General features: G+C 69.4%; 19 protein-coding genes and 2 tRNA genes. 10 read left to right on the top strand and 11 right to left on the bottom strand.

The genetic code is table 11. The annotated features are described in order from the left end of the window. The first annotated feature begins 4 nt into the window (after positions 1 to 4). Complete coding sequence (locus WFG93_RS11385) at positions 5 to 1,540, top strand: alpha/beta hydrolase (RefSeq protein WP_336646528.1); 1,536 nt, start codon at positions 5 to 7, stop codon at positions 1,538 to 1,540. A gap of 70 nt (positions 1,541 to 1,610) precedes the next feature. Beyond that, positions 1,611 to 1,682: transfer RNA gene (locus WFG93_RS11390), tRNA-Thr, on the top strand. Positions 1,683 to 1,738: 56 nt separating this feature from the next. Here WFG93_RS11390 and WFG93_RS11395 read toward each other — a convergent pair. Continuing rightward, positions 1,739 to 1,876: a putative transporter small subunit gene (locus WFG93_RS11395; protein ID WP_336646456.1), complete on the bottom strand. Its 138-nt coding sequence runs from the start codon at positions 1,874 to 1,876 to the stop codon at positions 1,739 to 1,741. A 16-nt stretch (positions 1,877 to 1,892) separates the two neighbouring features. Next, a complete protein-coding gene (locus WFG93_RS11400; protein WP_336646529.1) occupies positions 1,893 to 3,569 on the bottom strand; it encodes a sodium:solute symporter family protein in 1,677 nt (558 codons plus the stop codon). A gap of 451 nt (positions 3,570 to 4,020) precedes the next feature. Between WFG93_RS11400 and WFG93_RS11405 the strand changes: the two genes are divergently transcribed. Together WFG93_RS11405 and WFG93_RS11410 are read left to right on the top strand one after the other, a co-directional pair. Beyond that, entirely contained in the window at positions 4,021 to 4,608 is a 588-nt protein-coding gene (locus WFG93_RS11405; protein ID WP_336646457.1) for an isochorismatase family protein, read from the top strand. After that, the gene (locus tag WFG93_RS11410) at positions 4,605 to 5,156 is read left to right on the top strand and encodes a DUF1697 domain-containing protein (protein WP_336646458.1); all 552 of its coding nucleotides are present in this window, start codon (positions 4,605 to 4,607) and stop codon (positions 5,154 to 5,156) included. The genes WFG93_RS11405 and WFG93_RS11410 overlap by 4 nt, the downstream gene beginning before the upstream one ends. Before the next feature lie 46 nt (positions 5,157 to 5,202). Here WFG93_RS11410 and WFG93_RS11415 read toward each other — a convergent pair whose 3' ends face one another. Further along, positions 5,203 to 5,751, bottom strand: coding sequence for a type 1 glutamine amidotransferase domain-containing protein (locus WFG93_RS11415; protein ID WP_336646459.1), 549 nt, complete (start codon positions 5,749 to 5,751; stop codon positions 5,203 to 5,205). Positions 5,752 to 5,868: 117 nt separating this feature from the next. On the opposite strand from WFG93_RS11415, the gene WFG93_RS11420 reads away from it, so the two are divergent. Beyond that, the gene (locus WFG93_RS11420) at positions 5,869 to 6,528 is read left to right on the top strand and encodes an IMPACT family protein (protein WP_336646460.1); all 660 of its coding nucleotides are present in this window, start codon (positions 5,869 to 5,871) and stop codon (positions 6,526 to 6,528) included. A 47-nt stretch (positions 6,529 to 6,575) separates the two neighbouring features. On the opposite strand, the gene WFG93_RS11425 is transcribed toward WFG93_RS11420, so the two are convergent. Continuing rightward, positions 6,576 to 7,403 (bottom strand): serine hydrolase domain-containing protein, encoded by an 828-nt coding sequence (locus tag WFG93_RS11425; RefSeq protein WP_336646461.1) that lies wholly within the window; start codon positions 7,401 to 7,403, stop codon positions 6,576 to 6,578. 206 nt (positions 7,404 to 7,609) lie between these two features. Between WFG93_RS11425 and WFG93_RS11430 the strand changes: the two genes are divergently transcribed. Then, positions 7,610 to 7,681, top strand: a tRNA-Lys gene (locus WFG93_RS11430). A 197-nt stretch (positions 7,682 to 7,878) separates the two neighbouring features. Here the strand turns inward: WFG93_RS11430 and WFG93_RS11435 are convergent. After that, a complete protein-coding gene (locus WFG93_RS11435) occupies positions 7,879 to 8,541 on the bottom strand; it encodes a fasciclin domain-containing protein (RefSeq protein ID WP_336646462.1) in 663 nt (220 codons plus the stop codon). 170 nt (positions 8,542 to 8,711) lie between these two features. On the opposite strand from WFG93_RS11435, the gene sigK reads away from it, so the two are divergent. From sigK to WFG93_RS11455, 4 genes are all read left to right on the top strand, one after another. Continuing rightward, positions 8,712 to 9,311: an ECF RNA polymerase sigma factor SigK gene (sigK, locus tag WFG93_RS11440; RefSeq protein WP_336646530.1), complete on the top strand. Its 600-nt coding sequence runs from the start codon at positions 8,712 to 8,714 to the stop codon at positions 9,309 to 9,311. Then, a complete protein-coding gene (locus WFG93_RS11445; RefSeq protein ID WP_336646463.1) occupies positions 9,308 to 10,096 on the top strand; it encodes an anti-sigma factor in 789 nt (262 codons plus the stop codon). Before sigK ends, WFG93_RS11445 begins: the two co-directional genes overlap by 4 nt. A 33-nt stretch (positions 10,097 to 10,129) precedes the next feature. Beyond that, the gene (locus WFG93_RS11450; protein WP_336646464.1) at positions 10,130 to 10,759 is read left to right on the top strand and encodes a DNA-directed RNA polymerase subunit beta; all 630 of its coding nucleotides are present in this window, start codon (positions 10,130 to 10,132) and stop codon (positions 10,757 to 10,759) included. Between the two features lie 168 nt (positions 10,760 to 10,927). Beyond that, positions 10,928 to 11,809, top strand: a complete 882-nt coding sequence (locus WFG93_RS11455; RefSeq protein WP_336646465.1) for an aminodeoxychorismate lyase — start codon at positions 10,928 to 10,930, stop codon at positions 11,807 to 11,809. Between the two features lie 196 nt (positions 11,810 to 12,005). Here WFG93_RS11455 and pstB read toward each other — a convergent pair whose 3' ends face one another. The 6 genes from pstB to WFG93_RS11485 form a co-directional block, all read right to left on the bottom strand. Continuing rightward, on the bottom strand, positions 12,006 to 12,785 hold the full coding sequence (gene pstB / locus WFG93_RS11460; RefSeq protein ID WP_336646466.1) for a phosphate ABC transporter ATP-binding protein PstB: 780 nt from the start codon (positions 12,783 to 12,785) through the stop codon (positions 12,006 to 12,008). A 25-nt stretch (positions 12,786 to 12,810) separates the two neighbouring features. Continuing rightward, a complete protein-coding gene (gene pstA, locus WFG93_RS11465; protein WP_336646467.1) occupies positions 12,811 to 13,917 on the bottom strand; it encodes a phosphate ABC transporter permease PstA in 1,107 nt (368 codons plus the stop codon). A gap of 1 nt (position 13,918) precedes the next feature. Then, entirely contained in the window at positions 13,919 to 14,875 is a 957-nt protein-coding gene (gene pstC, locus WFG93_RS11470) for a phosphate ABC transporter permease subunit PstC (protein ID WP_336646468.1), read from the bottom strand. Between the two features lie 84 nt (positions 14,876 to 14,959). Then, positions 14,960 to 16,057, bottom strand: coding sequence for a phosphate ABC transporter substrate-binding protein PstS (gene pstS / locus WFG93_RS11475; RefSeq protein ID WP_336646469.1), 1,098 nt, complete (start codon positions 16,055 to 16,057; stop codon positions 14,960 to 14,962). A gap of 134 nt (positions 16,058 to 16,191) precedes the next feature. Next, positions 16,192 to 17,130 carry an NUDIX hydrolase gene (locus WFG93_RS11480; RefSeq protein WP_336646470.1) on the bottom strand — a complete coding sequence of 313 codons (939 nt, stop codon included), beginning with the start codon at positions 17,128 to 17,130 and terminating at the stop codon, positions 16,192 to 16,194. Further along, the gene (locus WFG93_RS11485) at positions 17,127 to 19,292 is read right to left on the bottom strand and encodes an RNA degradosome polyphosphate kinase (protein WP_336646471.1); all 2,166 of its coding nucleotides are present in this window, start codon (positions 19,290 to 19,292) and stop codon (positions 17,127 to 17,129) included. The genes WFG93_RS11480 and WFG93_RS11485 overlap by 4 nt, the downstream gene beginning before the upstream one ends. Between the last annotated feature and the right edge of the window lie 18 nt (positions 19,293 to 19,310).

Below are 19,310 nucleotides of genomic sequence, written 5' to 3' on the forward strand. Positions count from 1 at the left end.
ACCGATGCGCCTGGTGCGGCGCACCGCCGCCGCCGTGGCAGCGCTCGCCGCGACATCCGTGCTTCTGTCCGGCTGCCTGTACGCGCAGATCCCCGAGGCGCCGTCCTCCGTGGCCCGCGACCCCGATGTCACGGGCGTCGCGGACGAACTGCTGCCGTACTACTCGCAGAAGCTGGAGTGGGAGTCGTGCGGGGCGCGCTTCGACTGCACCGAGGTCACCGCACCGCGGGACTGGACGGACCCCGCTGCGGGTGACCTGTCGCTCGCGCTGGTCCGTCACCAGGCGACCGGGGAGTTCCAGGGCTCGCTGCTCGTCAACCCCGGCGGGCCCGGCTCGAGCGGATACGACTTCGTCGCCGACAGCCTGGAGTACGCGGTGGGCCCCGATCTCATCGAGCGCTTCGACGTGATCGGGTTCGATCCGCGCGGCGTCGGCCGTTCCAGTGCCGTCGAGTGCCTGGACGCGGAGGAGACGGACGAGTACAACTACGGCGTCGTGGCAGCTCCGCGCGGGACGCCGGAGTGGGAGAAGGAGCTCACCGCCCGCAACACCGCATATGCGAAGGCCTGCGAACAGAACAGCGACGGACTGCTGCCGTTCATCACCACCGAGAACTCCGCGCGCGACATGGACCTCATCCGAGCGGTCCTGGGCGATCAGACCCTGAACTACCTGGGCTACTCCTACGGCACCTTCCTCGGCGCCACCTACGCCAAGCTCTTCCCGGAACGCGCGCAGCGGCTGGTGCTCGACGGCGCCATCGACCCTGCCGTGCCGGGACTGCAGGTGGGTACGACGCAGGCGATCGGCTTCGAGTCGGCGCTGCGCGCGTATCTCGAGGACTGCCTGCGCACGGCGGAGTGCCCGTTCAACGGCACGCGCGACGAGGCGCTGACCGATCTGCAGGCGCTGCTCGCCAGCGTCGCCCGCGACCCGCTGCCCAATGGCGATGGGCGCGTGATGACCGTGGACACGATGATCACCGGCCTCATCACGGCCATGTACAGCGAGGACTACTGGCCCTATCTCTCGCAGGGGCTCACCGCCGCGCTGCAGGGTGACCCCTCGGGGCTCCTCGCCCTCGCCGACAGCTACAACGGGCGCCTTCCCGACGGCACCTACCAGGACAACTCGGCCGAGGCGTTCCGCGCCTACAACTGCATGGACTACCCCGTCGAGGACGACCCCGCGGCCGAGGACGCCGCGATCCGCCGGATCGAGCAGAAGGCGCCCACGTTCGCACCGTACTGGCAGGGACCCGACCCCTGCGAGGTGTGGCCGTACCCGCCCGTGGGCGTGCGCGAGGAGATCGGCGCGCAGGGCTCGGGGCCGATCGTCGTGGTCGGCACCACGAACGACCCCGCGACGCCCTACGAGTGGTCGCAGTCGCTGGCCGCCCAGCTCGAGAACGGCGTGCTGATCACGCGTGTGGGCGAGGGGCACACCGGCTACAACAAGGGCAATGCCTGCGTCGACTCCGCCGTGGAGGACTTCCTCGTCGAGGGCACGGTGCCCGAGGACGGCCTGCGCTGCGAGTGATCGGCGCCGGTTTCGCGGTCACCGGCTCGGCATAGTAGGATCTTTGCTTGTGCCGCGGTGCGCCGCGCGCGCCACCTTAGCTCAGTGGTAGAGCATCCCACTCGTAATGGGAAGGCCGTCAGTTCGATCCTGACAGGTGGCTCGAACAGGGCCCGGGATGCTTCCGCATCCCGGGCCCTTCGTCGTCTGCGGGTCGCCTCAGATGATGCTGCGCCGCTCGGCGCGAGCCTGCTTCGCCTCCTTGACGAAGGCGCGCACGATCACCGTCAGCGTTCCCGCCACGATGACCGGCCAGACCAGCACGTAGGCGGTCAGTGCGATGGTGGACAGTTCCATGTCTTCTCCTTCCCGCCTAGCGGCGGTTGTGCTGGATCTCGTCGCCGAGGGACGACAGCTCCTCGTCGATCCCGCTCCGCAGGTCGGGATCGCCGTCGTCGGCGGGGCGGTCGTCGAAGTCCCCTGTGCGCTGCTTGATGAGCTCGAAATCGAAGTCGGGCTGGCGGCTCGGCAGCGTCAGGGCGAGGCACACCAGCGTCGACACGGCGTACGCGACCAGCGACCCGGACAGCACCGGGTAGGTGTGCAGGAAGCCGATCGTGAACGGCGCGGATGCCACGATGGCGACCACTGCGACGATGAGCGCGACGCGCTTGCCGAAGAACCCGAACGCCATCAGGCCCAGCACCACGCCGATGCCGATCGTCGAGAGCACGTCCGACGCGATGCCGATCGGTCCGTCCAGCGGTATCCACTCGAAGCGCACTGGGAGGAACGTGGCCAGCGCGACGACCACCGACACCGAGAAGGCGAGGTTCGTGACCCGGTTCCAGTAGAAGCTGGCGATGACCGGGAACACCAGGGCGCCCCAGAGCGCCCCGACGAACACCAGCAGGTCGAGGATGTTCAGCTGCGAGCCGGCGAAGAAGAGCCCGGCCACCATCGCCACGATCATCGTGATGCGGCCGATCAGCACCATCGTGCGCGGATCGGCGTGCTTCTTGCCGGCGATGTTCTGGCCGTAGATGTCGGCCATCACGATCGACGACAGGGCGGTCAGGTCGGCGTCCGCCGTCGACGACAGCGAACCGATGATCATCACGAAGAACACGCACAGCAGCAGCGGGGACAGGTAGGTCGCCGCCATCTGCGGGATGAGGTTGTTCACGTCGCCGCCGGCAGGCGTGATGCCGGCGTACAGGGCGATGACGCCGAGCATCCCGATTCCGATGATCGTCGCGCCATAGCCGAACGTCGCGGTGACGAACGTCTTCTTGATCAGATCCTCGCGCACGGCGAACAGGCGCTGGGCGATCGTCTGATTGCCGATCGCGTAGGCCAGCACGGCGGCGATGTAGGGCGCGCCCTGGTTGAAGAAGGCGTCGGAGGAGAAGAAGTCCGCCTGCTGCGGCGTGACATTGCTCGCTCCCGTCTCGAACAGGGACGGTCCGCCCGCGGCGAAGAAGACCACCGGAATGATCACGATCACCGCGCCGAGCATCGCGCACACCTGTGCGAAGTCGGTGAGCACCGAGGCGCGGAAGCCGGACCACAGCGTGTACAGCAGCACACCCGCACCGATGGCGAGGATGCCCTGCGTGAAGGTGAACGGCGAGAGCATGTCGATCAGCGCACCGCCTGCGATGAGGTTGGAGGTGAGGCTGATGAGACTGCCCAGCACGTTCGAGCCGGCGAGCATGAGCTGGCTGGAACGCCCGTGCCGGGCGAACATCACCTCGGCGATCGTGTGCGCGCGGGGCGCCACCTTGCGGATCCGGCGCCCGAAGGGATAGATCAGCAGGATCATCAGGGCGCCCCACAGTCCGTAGTGGATCGGGCCGGAGATGCCGTAGGTGAAGCCGGAGGTGGCCGAGGCGTACATCGACGCCGCCCAGATCCACGTCGCGGTCATGGATGCCGCCGAGATGCCGAAGCCGATGCGGCCGCCGCCGGTCATGTAACCGTCGGCGTTCTCGGTGCGCTTGCGGATGCGCAGCGACATGTACAGGCTGCCGCCGAAGAACAGCAGCATGAGCAGGACCACGACGGGTCCCGCGAGGGTTTGCAGGTTTTCCACGTTGCTCTCTCTAGTCGAAGTGACCGGCGTCTTCGCCGGATGACAGACGCGGGAGAGCGCTAACGGGAGGGGAGAGTGGCCTTGTCGGGACCGGTGGGCAGGTGGATCGAGGGGGTCGGGCGAGAGAGGGCCGGCATGCGTCTTCCTTCCGTCAGTCAGCACGCGCGCAGCTGTCCCTCTCGCCGAGGAGGTGACGCGCGCATGCGCGGAGGCGGGCCTCCGCGCGGGCCGGAGTGAACGCCGTCCGCCCACGACCGGGCGGGTGTCGTGGCGCGCCTGCGGGAGGATTTCGGGCCCTCCTGCGGGCATGCGCTTGCGAGCGGCGGCAGCGGCGAGCAGGTCCGGCTCGCTCTCTCAACGTAACAACTGCCGGTCGCATGTCAAATGCGCGGCGTAGTCTCTATGCATGACCAGGGCACTTCTCATCGTCGACGTGCAGAACGACTTCACCGAGGGCGGCGCGCTCGCCGTCGCCGGTGGCGATGCGGTGGCATCCGGGATCTCCTCCCTGCTCGCCGCGCACGCCGAGGGATATCCGGTGATCATCGCGTCGCGGGACTGGCACGATCCCGACAGCGACAACGGCGGGCACATCTCCGCCGCGCCCGACTACGTCGACACCTGGCCTGCGCACTGCGTCGCGGGTACGGCCGGGGCCGAGTACGACCCGCTTTTCGACACCGGAACGATCACGCATCACGTGCGCAAGGGCCAGGGCGTGCCGGCGTACTCGATGTTCGAGGGCGTCACCGAGAGCGGTGAGACGACCGCCGCGATCCTCGCCGCGCACGGCGTGACGGAGGTGGATGTCGTCGGCATCGCCACCGATCACTGCGTGCGGGCATCGGCCTCGGATGCCATCGCGCACGGGCTGCGCGTGCGCATCCTCACCGGTCTCGTCGCCGGTGTCGGTGCGGCCTCCAGCGAGAGCGCCCTGGCGGAGCTGGCGCACGCGGGAGCGGAGCTCGTTCCCGGGGACGGCGCTGCACGGTGACCGATCGGTGCGCGCTGCTGCTGCGGGCCGTGAACGTCTCGGGCACGGGCCGCGTGCCGATGGCGCAGCTGCGTGCCCTGCTCGCCGAGCGGACCACGCTGACCGGGGTTTCCACATACATCGCCAGCGGCAACATCCTCTGCGACGCGCCGGACGACCTCGATGCGGCCTGTGCCGTGGTGCGTCGGCTGATCGCCGAGAGCTTCGGCGTCGACGCAGCGGTCATCGCCCGCACCCACGCAGCCTTGGCGGTAGCCGAGCGGGCCGACCCGTTCCCCGATGCACCGCTCGAGAAGATGGTGCACGCCATGTTCCTCGCCGATGAGCCGGCGCCGGATGGCGTCGAGCGGCTGACCGCCCGGCTGCGGCCGGGGGAGCGCATCCGGCTCGTGGCGCCCGAGCTGTGGATCGATTACGGCGCCGGTGGCGTCGCGGGCACGAGACTCACCGGAGCGGCACTGGATCGTGCCCTGGGCGTGCCCGGCACCGCACGCAATCTGAACACGCTCCGGCGGCTGGTGGAGCTGACCGCGTCGCCGGCCGCGTGAGACGGGCCCGACCGGTGGCCGGGCCCGTCTCAGGGTTGTGCGGGGGTCAGGCGTGCTGCTGGCGGTGCCGGCCCTCGCCGATCTCCTCGACGACCTTCGCGCAGAACGCCGGCAGGTCGTCGGGGGTGCGGCTCGAGACCAGACCCGAGTCGACCACGACTTCCTTGTCGACCCACTCCGCGCCGGCATTGCGCAGGTCGGTGGTCAGGCTGGGGTAGCTCGTCATGGTGCGCCCGTCCACGACGCCCGCTTCGATGAGGATCCAGGCACCGTGGCAGATCACGCCGACCGGCTTGTGCTGCTCGAAGAAGCCGCGGGCGAACGCGATGGAGTCCTGGTCCATGCGCAGATGATCCGAGTTCACCACGCCGCCGGGGAGCACGAGGGCGTCGAAATCGTCGGCCGACGCGGAGGACACGGCGAGGTCGACCTTCTGCGCGTGGCCGTTCTTGCCGGTGATCTCGCCCGATTCCGGCGACACCATGCTGGCCGTCGCGCCGGCGTCGGTGACCGCCTGCCAGGGGCTGGTCAGCTCGCTGTCCTCGTAGCCGTTGGTCGCGAGGAATGCGACCTTCGAATCGGAGATGCTCGTCACGATGTGTCCTTTCCGTCGATGAAGGGGGATCCGCACAGCCTGCGCTCGGCAGACCGCTCGCGGGAGGGGCTGGCGGTGCCGGGGTGCGAGTGATAGTCGCGGCCCTAGCCTGGGAGCATGTCCGAGTCGTCCGCGCCGCTGCCCGCGACCATCGCCGCGCCGGTGGTGCACGAGCTGGTGATCCGCAAGTCGCGCTTCATCGCCCAGGTCGTCCCGGTCTCGTCACCCGGCGACCCCGACGAGGTCATAGCGGCGGCGCGCAGACGCTATTGGGACGCGCGGCACAACTGCACCGCGCAGGTGACCGGCCTGCATGCCGAGCGCGCCCGCTCCTCCGACGACGGCGAACCCTCCGGAACCGCCGGTGCTCCCATGCTCGAGGTGCTGCGCCGCCGGGGGCTCACCGACGTGGTGGCGGTGGTCACCCGCTACTTCGGCGGCGTCAAGCTGGGCGCGGGCGGTCTGATCCGCGCGTATTCGTCGGCGACCTCCGAGGCGCTCGATCGTGCGCGGCTGGTGGACCGGACCCCGCTCGTAAAGGCGCTGGTGAGCGTGCCGCATGCCGAAGCGGGGCGCTTCGACAATCTGCTGCGCGTGTGGGTGGAGGCGCACCGGGCTGTGCTCGATGAGACCCGCTACGATGCGCGGGCCGTCTTCAGTCTGTGGGTGCCGGATGCCGCACTGGAGCAGCTCGACGCGGAGTTGGCCGCGGCTTCCGCGGGTGCGATCACCGCCGCGCGCACGGGGGAGCGGCGGGTGCTGGACGTACCCCGCTGAGGCGCAGCAGCGGCGCGCTCCCGGCCGCACACACACGAGTGCAGCCGTCAGCGTCCGAGCGCCTCCAGCACCCCGTCGGAGAACGACGGCCATGCCTGGGCCGCCCACGGTCCGAAGTCGCGATCGGTGACGAGCACGCAACCGGCGCCTGCTCGCGGGTCGATCCACAGGAACGTGCCGCTCTGCCCGAAGTGCCCGAACGTGTCCGGTGAGTTGCGCGAGCCGGTCCAGTGCGGGCTCTTGCCGTCGCGCAGCTCGAAGCCCAGACCCCAGTCGTTCGGACGCTGAGCGCCGAAGCCGGGCAGCACGCCGTCAAGACCGGGGAACGTCACCCGGGTCGCCTCGTCGAGTGTCTGCTGGGCGATCAGCGTCGGGTTCTGCAGCTCGGCGGCGAAGCGCGCGAGGTCCGCCGCGCTGGAGATCGCACCCGCCCCGGCCGAGCCGTCCAGCCGCGACGCCGTCATCCCCAGCGGGGTGAACACCGCCTCATCCAGGTACACGTCGAAGGGAATTCCCGCGTGCAGGCTGAGCGCATCGGCGAGCACGTCGAACCCGCGGTTCGAGTAGATCCGTCGTGCTCCCGGCGCCGCCCGAACGCGATCCTCCGAGAAGTCGAGCCCTGAGGCGTGCGCGAGGAGGTGACGCACCGTCGATCCTTCGGGGCCGGCGGGGCTGTCCAGATCGAACACGCCCTCTTCGACAGCGACCAGCGTCGCGTACGCGGTCAGCGGCTTGGTCACCGACGCGAGTCGGTACGGCTGCTCGAGGTCGCCGTGCGAGGCGAGAATGCCGCCGTCGGCGGCCACCACGGCAGTCGCGGCGTTCTCGACCTTCCACTCATCGATGCGGGAGAGGGCGTCGTCGAGAGTCGTCATCATTCCTCCGAGGTGGATGCGGCGTCGCGCGGTACGGCTCTGGCATCCTCCCACACGGTGCCCGTTCTCAGGCCGCCGTCGTCAGCGCGAGCAGAGCTCTGCACCGCCTCGGTGCGCCAGGCCGTCGGCGCGGGCGGCCTTCCTATTGAAATCAGTCAGTGGTTTAGACTTCTGGCAGGTGCCGCAGCGCTTCTCCGCCGGCATCCGCCCCCGTAGCTCAGAGGCAGAGCAACCGGCTTTTAACCGGTGGGTCGGGATGTCGGAATTCCCCGGGGGCACATCCTGTGGTGGCGCCACGTCCCCTCCTCTTCTCCTCGCCGTGACCCTACTGTGCGCCTCCGACACCGTCGCCGAGCGCACGGAAGCGCCCGCCGACGATGTCGACGAGCGCTTCCGTCCGGTGCGCGGATCCCCATCGCGCACCGGGGTCACCGCCGGTCGCGGACGCTGCCTCCGGGACCGGCGGGGGCTCCGATCACTGAGCCGGGGGCATCAGCACGGAGTCGATGAGGTAGACCGTCGCGTTGGCGGTCTGCACGCCACCGCAGATGACGTTGGCGTCGTTGACCATCCAGTCGTCACCGGATCCGGTGACCTCGAGCTCGGCGCCCTGCACGGTCTTGTGCATGCCGGCGATGTCGGCCGGGGCGATCTGGCCGGGCACCACGTGGTACGTGAGGATCGAGGTCAGCGTGTCGGAGTCGGTCTTCAGCGACTCGATGGTGGCGGGGTCGATCTTCGCGAAGGCGTCGTCGACGGGGGCGAAGACGGTGAACTCGTCGCCGTTGAGCGTGTCGACCAGGTTGACGTCCGGGTTCAGCTGCCCGCTCACCGCTGCGGTCAGGGTGGTCAGCAGGGGGTTGTTCGATGCGGCCGTCGCGACGGGGTCCATCGCCATGCCCTCGACCGATCCGGCGCCGTCCGGCACCTGCTCGGCATACGCCTGGCAGCCGGGACCGACGAGGTTCGCCGCCGGGTCCATCGTCTCGGGCGCCGCAGAGCTCTCCGTGGTCTCCGGCGCCTTCGGCTCCGAGGACTCCATGGCGGAGTCGCCACCCGCGGAGCATCCCGCGAGGACGAGGACGCTGGCGAAGCCGAGCGAGAGAGCGGCGCTGATCTTCTTCTTGGTGCTGAGCATTTCAACCTCCGGGGTTCCGAGCCGCGGACTTCCCGCGGCGTTGAAAGCTGTTCGGAACCCCTCCCCGATCGGATCGGACATCGACCGAAAATTTTTCGGATTCGTCCGCGAAGCGCGTCTTCTCGCGGCCGCATCAGAGTGGCACGACGATGTTCCGCGCCGGATGCGGCATGCTGATGGTGATGGTCATCGACGGCGTGGAAGTGCCCGAGGACGGTTCGGCGAAGGACACTGCGGCCGAGCTTCTCCTCCGCATCGCCGACGGCGACGAACGCGCCTTCGCGGAGCTGTACGACATGCTCTCGGCGCGCGTGTTCGCGCTCATTCTGAAGGTGCTCGTGAACCGCTCGCAGAGTGAGGAGGTGCTGCAGGAGGTCTTCCTCGAGATCTGGCAATCCGCGGCGCGCTTCGCTCCGAACAGAGGTCAGGGACGATCCTGGGTCCTCACCATCGCCCACCGGCGTGCTGTCGACCGGGTCCGGTCGTCCCAGTCCAGCACCGATCGGGACATGCGCGTCGGTGTGCGAGACCTCGGCGGTGAACGGGACGTGGTGCAGGAGACGGTGGAAGCCAGGCTGGAGGGCGAGCGAGTGGTCGCAGCACTCGCGACGCTGCCCGAGGCTCAGCAGGAGGCGCTGATCCTCGCGTACTACGGCGGGTACAGCCAGAGCGAGATCGCCGCACTGACCGGCGCGCCGCTGGGAACCATAAAGACGAGAATGCGAGACGGACTGACGCGGTTGCGTGGAGAGATGGGGGTGTTGGCATGAACGAGCGGGAATTCGCAGAGCTGTCTGCCGGTCACGCCCTCGGCGCGCTGTCGGATGCCGATGAGCGCCGCTTCGTCGACGCGCTGGCCGCTCACCCGGAATGGCGTGCGATCGCCGACGACGATCTCGACGTCGCGGCGGCGCTGGGCGCGGCGCTGATGCCGGTCGACCCGCCGCCCGCGCTGCGGGCGGACCTGCTCGCGCGGATCGCGCAGACCCGCCCGGAAGCGGCCGCACCGGCACCCGTGGACGCAGAGGAGCAGGCGCCCTCGGGTGAGTCCGAGGAGCCGTCTCCGCGCGGCGGCGGTGACGAGCAGTCCCCCCGCCGACGCTGGCCGCGCCTGCTGTTCGCGCTCGCCGCCGGGCTTGCGCTGCTCGTCGGCGGCGGCATCGCCACCACGGCGATCGTGACACAGCTGCAGCGCCCCGCGTCGGTCGTCGCGCTGGACGAGATCCGCTCCGCGCCGGATGCCGGGCAGGCGCAGGTGCGTCTGGACTCGGGCGTCACAGCGACGGCGCACTGGTCGGGCCAGCTCGGCAAGGCCGTCCTCGTGACCTCCGGCCTTGAGGAGCTCGGGCCCCAGAAGTCGTACGAGCTGTGGTTCGTGCGCGGCGACGAACCGATCGCCGCCGGCGTCTTCGACACCGACGACGGCAGCGCCACGGCGCTGCTGGACGAGCCGATGCACGCCGGGGACGTCATCGCGGTCACGATCGAGCAGGCCGGTGGCTCGCCGTCGGGCAAGCCCACCAGCGATCCGGTCATCGTCATTCCCACCGCCTGACCCGGAAAGGTCGAATCGGCGTACCCTGGACGGATGCCCGAGCAGTTCCACCGCCCTGTCCGCCGTCCGACGAGCGCCTTCGACAACATCGTCGCGCCGTCCGATCCGGCTGAGCAGTCCCGGGTCGCGCACGCGACCGCCTCCGCGCTGCTCGAGCGCGCGCGCAGCGACGAGTCCGGGGCGGTCGCAGAGCGACTCCTCGCCTTCGCCTCGCAACACGGAATCGACGAGATCGCGGAGCTGTGGGCGCACGCGCCGGCGCGCTCCCTGCCGGGGGCCCTGTGGCGGCTCTACCTGCTGCAGGTGGCGATCCGGACGGATGCCGGTTTGACTGCGCTGCTGTACGAGCGCGGTCGCGTCGAGCTGCCCACAGCCGACGCCGCGATCGCGGGCGCGCCGGCACCGGCCGACCCGGAGGAGCTCGTCGCGCTCGTCGACACGATCCTGCGCGGTGTGTTCCGCGGCGACTTCTCGGTCGCCCTGGAGCGGGCCGCCGCATACTGCCGCGTGCAGGCATCCGGCGCAACGCACACCGCCGACGACTACGAGCGAACCGAGCCCCGCCGGGCGAGTGAACTCACCCGCCGGGCGCTGCGGCTGGCGACGTACGCCGACGACCTGGCCGCCGCGGCCGGGGCGTGGCGGCGCGGAACCCTCGTCTGACAGGCCTCGGAAGCCGCACGAGGGCAGAGAAAAGGCCGGACCGCAAGAACGCCTCTCGGCGGAAGGCCGCTCGCAGCGGCGAATATTGGAGCCCGGGGTTATGCGGCCCGGCCGATCAAGTGTAACGCGTCCCGCGGCAGGGTATTCCCCGCGCCCTATCATGTGCACATGGCTCAGCGCTTCGCCCTCAGGATCGACCCGGTCGCCGCAGACGACAGCCGCGACGACTTCGCCCACACCCTCACCCCGATGGACGTCGCGGCCCCCGCGCTCAGCGTCGGCGAGCTGAGCACGCAGCGCGGCGACGGTGTCTTCGAGTCGATCGGAGTCGTCGACGGCCACGCGAACGAGGTCGAAGCGCACGTGCAGCGCCTTGCGCACTCCGCCCGCCTGTGCGATCTGCCCGCGCCGAACCTCACGCAGTGGCGACTGGCGGTGGATGCCGTGTCCGCGCACGCCCCGGCGGGGGAGGCGGTGATCAAGCTGATCCTCAGCCGCGGCGTCGAGCACGGCCCCGCGCCGACGGCGTGGGCCACGGTCGCCGCCGCTCCCGACTTCCGCGCAGTACGCGAGCAGGGGGTGCGGGTGGTGACGCTCGACCGCGGGTACGATCTCGGCGCGGGCGAGCGGGCGCCCTGGCTGCTGCTCGGCGCGAAGACGCTGTCCTACGCCGTGAACATGGCGGCGCTGCGCGAGGCGCGCCGGCGTGGCGCTGAGGATGCGATCTTCGTCACCCGCGACGGGTACGTCCTCGAGGCGCCGACGGCGTCGCTCATCATCCGCCGGGGGGAGGAGTTCCTCACCCCGGCGCCCTCCGGCGGCATCCTGCACGGCACCACCCAGCTGAGCGTCTTCGAGCATCTCGAATCCGGCGGACACGCCACGCGCTACGCGACCCTGTCGGCCACCGACCTCGCGACCGCCGATGCGGCGTGGCTGGTCTCCAGCATCCGGCTCGCCGTGGCGATCACCGCCGTGGACGGCGCGCCGCTGGCATCCGATCGTGCGCTCACCGCCGAGCTGAACGAGTTCCTGCTCTCACCGCGGTGACGGCGGGGACGATGACGCCTCTTCGGCCCAGCGGCTGAGGGCGACGATCGCCTGGCGCAGCTGCTGACCGCGGGCGGTCAGCGCGTACGCGCGATGAGCAGCGCCCAGCGTGCGCCGAAGATCTGAAGAGCTGTCAAGTGTCGAGCCAACGGGTTCTCGGAAGACGCCGACGCGCATCCGGGCGGACGGGCTCGGGTCAGCCGAACCGGCCCGAGACGTAGTCCTCCGTCGCCTGGACCGAGGGGGTGGTGAAGATGGTCGCCGTGTCATCGAATTCGATGAGCCGGCCCGGCTTCCCGGTGCCGGCGATGTTGAAGAACGCCGTCTTATCGGACACCCGCGAAGCCTGCTGCATGTTGTGCGTGACGATGACGATCGTGTACTCGTCCTTCAGCTCCTGGATGAGCTCCTCGATCGCGAAGGTGGAGATCGGGTCGAGCGCGGAGCACGGCTCATCCATCAGCAGCACCTCCGGCGAGACCGCGATCGCGCGAGCGATGCACAGCCGCTGCTGCTGACCACCCGACAATCCGGAGCCGGGCTTGTCGAGACGGTCCTTGACCTCGTTCCAGAGGTTCGCGCCGCGCAGCGAGCGCTCGGCCAGCGCTTCCTGGTCGTTGCGGGACATCTTGGTGTTGTTCAGCCGCACCCCGGCGAGCACGTTCTCGCGGATCGACATGGTCGGGAACGGGTTGGGGCGCTGGAAGACCATGCCCACCTGGCGACGCACCAGCACCGGGTCGACGTCGGCGCCGTACAGATCGCGCCCGTCGAGCAGCACCTCGCCGGCCACGCGGGCGCCCGGGATCACCTCGTGCATGCGATTCAGCGTGCGCAGGAAGGTGGACTTGCCGCAGCCCGACGGGCCGATGAAAGCGGTGACGCTGCGCGGCTGGATCTCCAGCGAGACGCCCTCCACGGCGAGGAAATCACCGTAGTAGACGTGCAGGTCGTTGACTTCGATGCTCTTGGACATATCGGGATTCCTTCGGGAGTGCGGGTCAGCGACCGGCGGTCTTCGGGGCGAACCATCTCGCGATGAGGCGGGCGAACAGGTTCAGCAGCATGACGATGAGGATCAGGGTGAGCGCGGCCGCCCATGCGCGGGCGACTGATGCGTCCGCTGCGGTGCCCTGATTCATGTAGGAGTTGTAGGCGAACACCGGGAGGGTCATCATCTGCCCGCTGAACAGGTTCGTGTTCAGGCTCGCGGTGAAGCCCGCGGTGAGCAGCAGAGGGGCCGTCTCGCCGATCACGCGCGCGATGGCCAGCATCACCGATGTCGTGATGCCCGCGATGGAGGTGGGCAGCACCACCTTGAGGACCGTCAGCCATTTCGGCACGCCGAGCGCGTACGCCGCCTCGCGCAGCTCGTTGGGCACGATCCGCAGCAGCTCCTCGCTGCCGCGCACCACGACCGGCACCATGAGCACCGCCAGCGCCAGCGCGCCCATGAAGCCCATCGAGATGCCCGGTCGCACGAGCAGCGCGAACACCGAGTAGATGAACAGACCCGCCACGATCGAGGGGATGCCGGTCATCACGTCGACGAAGAAGGTGATGCCGGCGGCGAGACGGCCGCGGCCATACTCGACGAGGTAGATCGAGGTCATCAGGCCCACGGGGACCGCGATGACGGTGGCCATGAGGGTCACGAGCACCGTGCCCCAGATGGCGTGCACGATGCCGCCGCCGTCGCCGACGACGTTGCGCATGGAGTAGCTGAAGAACTCCGCGTCGAAGCGGGCCACCCCGTTGGCGACGACGGTCCACAGCAGTGAGATGAGCGGCAGCAGCGCGACGGTGAACGCCGCGCTGACCAGGGCGGTCATCAGCCGGTCGATCGCCTTGCGCCGGCTCTCGGCGATCGACGAGACGACGGTGATCAGCAGCATGTACAGCAGCACCCCGACGAACACTGCGCCGGCGATGTTGAAGTCGGCGAGGTCGCCGCCGAGCGTGCCCAATGCGAAGACGATGGCGGAGGTGGCGAGGGATGCCGCGAGCAGTGCCCAGGGCGCCCACTTCGCCAGGCGTCCCGCCGTGAGCGGGGCCGACGCCGAGGAGGAGGCGGGGGCGTTGCGGGGCGACGTGCGCAGCACGGTCATGTCAGTTCGCTCCAGAGAACTCGGCGCGGCGGGCCACGATCCAGCGGGCGAACGCGTTGACGGCGAAGGTGACGATGAACAGGATCAGGCCTGTGGCGATCAGGGTGTTCACGCCCGTGTCGTGCGCCTCGGGGAAGGCGAGGGCGATGTTCGCCGGGATCGGGGTGGGGTTGGTGGCTGTGAGCACGAGGAAGCTGTACACGGCGGCGGGGGAGAGCACCATGGTCACCGCCATCGTCTCGCCCAGCGCGCGGCCGAGGGCGAGCATGATCGCCGAGACCATGCCGCCGCGCGCGAACGGCAGCACGGCCATGCGCACCATCTCCCAGCGCGTTGCCCCGAGCGCGAGGGCGGCCTCTTCGTGCAGCTTCGGCGTCTGCAGGAAGACCTCCCGACAGATGGCGGTCATGATCGGCGTGACCATCACCGCGAGCACGATGGCTGCGGTCATGATGGTCTTTCCGGTCGACGACACCTGGCCGCCGAAGATCGGCACCCAGCTGGCGTAGGCGTTCAACCACGCGTACACCGGCTGCAGCAGGGGAGCGAGCACCAGACCGCCCCACAGCCCGAAGACCACCGAGGGCACCGCGGCGAGCAGGTCGATGACGTAGCCGAGCACGCCGGCGAGTCGCCGGGGGGCGTAGTGCGAGATGAACAGCGCGATCCCGATCGAGACGGGCGTCGCCATCAGCAGGGCGAGGAACGACGCCCAGACCGTGCCGAAGGCGAGCGGCCCGACGTACTCCCAGAAGGAGCGGCCCTCGAGGATGTGATTGCCGCTGGTGTCGGGCGCGAACGCGGGCAGGCTCTGGATGATGAGGAAGGCGGCCACCGCGGCGAGCACGACGAGGATGATGACGCCGGCACCCAGCGCCGTCCCCGAGAAGATGCGATCGCCCGGACGCTGTCTGGCCCTGGTCGCGGCAGGTGGCGCCTGCCTCATCGTCGTGCTCATGCTCTCCGTTCGGGTCGAAGGGCGGGGCGTGTGCCCCGTGATGCCCCCGCGCCGGATCGGGCGCGGGGGCATGGCGGATGCGGGTCAGCCGACCTTGATCATGTCGATCGCGGTGCGAACCTTCTCGCGCAGCCCGTCCGAGATGGGGGCGCTGCCGGCGTTGTCGGCCGCGGCCTGCTGTCCTTCTTCGCTGGCGACGTACTCGAAGTACGCCTTCACGAGTGCGGCCGTGTCGGCATTCTCGTACTCCTCGCACGCGATGAGGTAGCTGACCAGTGCGATGGGGTACGACCCGGCCGGCGCGGCGGCCGGGTCGACCTCGAAGACGAGGTCACCGTCGCCGCGACCGTCCTGCAGGGGCGAGCTCTCCACGAGCGCGGCGGCCGCCTCAGCGGAGTAGGCGACGTACTCGCCGTCCACGCCGACCTTGACCTGGCCGAGTCCGCTGGTCTGCGAGGCGTCGGCGTAGCCGATCGCACCGTTGCCCGCCTTGATCGCCTGCACGACACCCGAGGTGCCCTGAGCGGCCTCGCCGCCCTGGATCGGCCAGACCCCGTCGGCCTCGTGCTTCCACACGTCGGGAGCGGTCGCGCCCAGGTAGGCGGTGAACGTCTCGGTGGTTCCCGAGTCGTCGGAGCGGTGCACGGGCGAGATCGCGAGGTCGGGCAGCTCGACGCCCTCGTTCTGCCCGGCGATGGCCTCGTCGTTCCAGTTCGAGATGGTGCCGGCAAAGATGCCCGCGATCGTCTTCGCGTCGAGGTTCAGCTCGTCGACGCCCTCGAGGTTGAACGCGACGGCGACGGGGGAGATGTACAGCGGCACCTCCACGATCCCGTCGGAGGAACAGGTCTGGAAGCCGTCGGCGAACTCGTCGAGCTTGAACGCGCGGTCCGATCCGATGAAGTCGCTGGCGCCCGCGATGAAGTTCTCGCGGCCGGCTCCGGAACCGGTGGGCTCGTAGTTGATCGTCACGCCGGTGTTGGCGGTCTGGAACGCCGCCACCCAGGCCTGCTGTGCGGCGCCCTGCGAGGAGGCGCCGGTGGCCTTCAACGTACCTTCCAGGCCCGATGCGGCGGAGGCGCCCGGGTTCTCGGCGGCGGCCTCGTTCGCGGCGCAGCCGGCGAGTGCGAGGGCGGCGACAGCGCCGACGGCGCTGATACGAGCGATGCGGGTGATCTTCACTGTGGATCCGTTCGATCGGGGAATGTGTACGGCCCGGTGCGGGGCACATCGTGACCGTACGAGCGCCGGTTAACGAGACTCTCCCCGCGAGGTGAACGGCAGGTGAACGCGATGCGGACAGTGACTGCGCGCGATCAGAGCTTCGGCTCGTGCGTCTCGATCGAGATGATCCCCGAGCCCGGATTCGTGGCTGAGAGATGCACGACGCTGAACGCCGCGACGTTCAGCGCACTCGCACTGTCGACGTACGAGCCCTGCACAGTGCCGGTGGCGAGCGCCAGCTCGGCCAGGATCTCCGGCAGCACCGGCCCGTGGCTGCACAGCACCGCCGGCTTGCGTGCGCGCACGCGTCGGCCGACCACCGCGCGCACGTCGGCGGCGCCGGCCTCCCAGGCATCCTGGCTGAGCTTCGGCGTGACCCGCGCGGTCCGGCCGAGCTTGCGTTCGAGCGGTGCGACGGTCTGCAGACAGCGCACCGCGTCGCTGGAGACGATCCGGCGTACGCCGAAGGCGCGCAGCGGGCCCACGATGGCCTTGGCCTGACGCAGTCCGCGGTCGGTCAGCGGGCGGGCGGCATCCGCCTCCGCCCAGTCCGAGCGGGCGACGGTCTTGGCGTGGCGCAGCGCGATGACCGGGAAGGTGTGCAGCACCCCGTCGTCGACGAGTCGGATGAAGTTGTCGAGGATCTCCACGTCCACCGGATAGCTCAGGTGCTTGCGCGCCTTCTTCGGGCTGACCCACTCGACCCCGGAGATCTCGCCGTTCGGCACGAACGACGATGCCCGGATCGCATCATCCGACGCGTGTGCCGCCCAGTAGTGCACCACCTTCTGCCGTTTGGGGCGCATCCAGTACTTGCTGACGCCCACCGGCACTCCCAGCGCGACTCGGATGCCGGTCTCCTCATGCACCTCGCGCACAGCCGTCTCGGCGAGCATCTCGCCGGGGTCGACCTTGCCCTTCGGCAGCGTCACATCGCGGTACTTCGTCCGGTGGATGAGCAGGACGCGCAGCTTGTCGTCGACGAGCCGCCACACCACGGCTCCGGCCGCGTACACCGCCGTATCGGTCATCGGACCGATCGCTTGCGCCGCCGACGGCGCTGCACGCTCGCCATCGTGATGTCCTGCAGATCCACCAGCGGCGAATCGTCGGCGGGGGTGACACGAGTCCACTCGCCGCCCGCGCCGAGATGCCACGAGTTGGTGTGCGGGTCCATGGCGAGATCGAACAGCGCGTGCAGCTCCTGCAGGTGCGCCGGATCCGTCAGGCGCACCAGCGCCTCGACGCGTCGATCCAGATTGCGGTGCATCATGTCGGCGCTGCCGATGTACACGATCGGGTCGCCGCCGTTCTCGAACATGAACAGCCGCGAGTGCTCGAGGTATCGGCCGAGGATGCTGCGCACGGTGATGTTGTCGCTGACCCCGGGCAGGTCCACCCGGAGGCTGCAGATGCCGCGCACCCACACGTCGACCTTCACGCCCGCCATGCTCGCGCGGTACAGCGCGTCGATGATCTGCTCGTCGACCATCGAGTTCACCTTGATGCGGATGCGCGCGGGCAGGCCGGCCTGGGCGTTGCGGCGCTCGTTGTCGATGTGGCGCAGCAGACCCTTGCGCAGGTGCCGGGGCGCGACGAGCAGATGCTTGAACTTCTTCTCGATGGCGTAGCCGGACAGCTCGTTGAACAGTCGGGTGAGGTCCTTGCCGACTTGGGGATCGGCGGTGAACAGACCGAAGTCCTCGTAGATGCGGCTGGTCTTCGGGTTGTAGTTGCCCGTGCCGATGTGCGAGTAGTGCCGCAGCACGCCCTCCTCCTCGCGGATGACGAGGGCGAGCTTGCAGTGCGTCTTGAGCCCGACCAGGCCGTAGACCACGTGCACACCGGCCTTCTCGAGCTTGCGCGCCCAGACGATGTTGTTGGCCTCGTCGAAGCGCGCCTTCACCTCCACGAGGGCGAGCACCTGCTTGCCGGATTCGGCTGCGTCGATCAGCGACTGCACGATGGGGCTGTCGCCGGAGGTGCGGTAGAGGGTCTGCTTGATGGCGAGCACATGCGGGTCGCGCGCGGCCTGCTCGAGGAAGGCCTGCACACTCGTGGCGAACGACTCGTAGGGATGATGCACGAGCACATCCGCCTTGCGGATGGCCTGGAAGATGTCGGCACGCTCGTTGCTGTCGCCGGGCTGGAAGGCGACCGCGGTGGTGGGCAGATGCGGCGGGTAGCGCAGGTCCGGTCGATTCAGCCGCCCCAGATCGAACAGTCCGCGCAGATCCAGCGGCCCGGGCAGGCGATAGACCTCCTGATCGGTGATGTCGAGCTCCTTGATGAGCAGCTCGAGGGTGACGTCGTCCATGTCGTCGGTGATCTCGAGGCGGATCGGCGGACCGAACCGGCGCCGCAGCAGCTCGGCCTCCAGGGCCTGGATGAGATTCTCGCTCTCGTCCTCTTCGATCTCCACATCCTCGTTGCGGGTGAGGCGGAACGCATGGTGATCGAGCACCTCCATGCCGGGGAAGAGGTCGTCGAGATGATTGGCGATGAGCTCCTCGAGGCGGATGAAGCGCGTGATCGCACTGGCGCCCGGCACCTCGACGAAGCGCGGCAGCATCGTCGGCACCTTGAGTCGCGCGAAATCCTGGCGGCCGGTCCGCGCATTGCGGATGCGGATCGCGAGGTTCAGAGAGAGCCCCGAGATGTACGGGAACGGGTGGGCGGGGTCCACGGCCAGCGGCATGAGCACGGGGAACACCTGCGCCTGGAAGTACTCGCCGAGGGCGTCGCGCTCGCTGTCGGTGAGCTCGTCCCACTCGGTGATCTCGATGCCCGCGTCCGCCAGCGCGGGCCGCACCAGGTCGGTCCACGCCGCGGCGTGACGCAGCTGCAGCGCATGCGCGTCGCGGGAGATGTCGGCGAGCACATCGCTCGGGGCGCGTCCGACGTTGGTCGGCACGGCGAGACCGGTGAGGATGCGGCGCTTGAGACCGGCCACGCGCACCATGAAGAACTCGTCGAGGTTGCTGGCGAAGATCGCGAGGAAGTTCGCCCGCTCGAGTTCGGGCAGCGCGGGATCCTCGGCGAGCTCGAGGACGCGCTGGTTGAAGGCGAGCCAGCTCAGCTCGCGGTCGTGATAGCGGTGGTCGGGAAGCTCCGAGTCCGGCGCCTCATGGGCATCGAAGTCGTCGTCCTCGGCGTCCCCGAGGCCGGCGTCGACAAGCGCGGGTTCCATCATGGGGTACATCCTTGCATC

It is taken from the genome of Microbacterium sp. USHLN186 (assembly GCF_037145155.1).
In the GTDB taxonomy this organism is placed as follows: domain Bacteria; phylum Actinomycetota; class Actinomycetes; order Actinomycetales; family Microbacteriaceae; genus Microbacterium.